An 897-nucleotide genomic window follows, 5' to 3' on the forward strand; every position below is an offset into this window, starting at 1 on the left:
GAGTCGACGGGCACGTAGCCGGCCGCGTGCACCGAGCTCGCCAGCAGCAGCCGGCCGACACCGGACAGGCGCGCCGCCTCGCACACCGCCAGGGTGCCGTCGATGTTGACCGACAGGATGTCGGGCCACGGGCGCTCGTCGGCGTAGGCGCAGCTCACCCCCGGCGAGGCGCCGGGGCAGCCCTCAGAGGCCGTCGACGACGGTGGCGGCCATCTCCATGCACGCCTCGTGGGTCCTGCGGTCGATCTTCAGCGGATCGAGGTGCAGGCCCGGGGCGAGCATCGGGTCGTAGGGGATGTCGACGACCGAGCGCACCCACTGCTCGAAGTGCTCGCGCGTGTGCACGCCGGCGCCGACGTCGTTGCCCTTGGCCGAGGTGTGCGAGATGACGCAGACGGCGTTGCGCACGAGGTCGCCGCGGCCCATCGCGACGAGCGCGTCGAGGTTCTTGGCGGCGACGACCGACGTGTCGTCCTTGAGCGAGGTCGCGAAGACGAGCATGTCGGCGCGTGCGGCGGCCGCGAGCCAGTTGGGCGAGAGGCGGTTGTTGCCGGTGTCGACGACGATCATCCGGTAGAAGCGGGAGAGCTGGGTGTGGAGGTCCTCGAACTCCTGCTCGCCGATGATGCGCATCGCCTCGTCGTCGTCGGCCGAGGCCAGCACGTCGAAGGAGAGGCCCCGCTGCTCGCGCACCCAGTGCTCGAGCTCGGAGGTGCCGGCGTTGGGGTCGTTCGCGATGGTCGGCAGGGCGCCGAGCAGGTCGACGACAGTGCGGTGGTGGCTCTGCGAGGGGGCGCGCATGCCGAGGGTGCCCTCGGTCTCGTTGTTGTCCCAGGCGAGCACCGAGCCGGACCGGTAGCGGCCGAGGTAGCTGGCCAGCATCAGCGTGACGAGCGT

Annotated in this window: 1 protein-coding gene; it reads right to left on the minus strand. The window is 71.2% G+C overall.

Features of this window, described 5'->3' with window-relative positions; translation table 11 throughout:
• Positions 1-183 precede the first annotated feature (183 nt).
• Positions 184-897: MinD/ParA family ATP-binding protein (locus ABD194_RS18935; protein WP_425580031.1), on the minus strand; the 714-nt coding region annotated here is incomplete at its 5' end.

The sequence above is a fragment of the Terrabacter terrae genome (assembly GCF_039529575.1).
In the GTDB taxonomy this organism is placed as follows: Bacteria; Actinomycetota; Actinomycetes; order Actinomycetales; family Dermatophilaceae; genus Terrabacter; species Terrabacter terrae.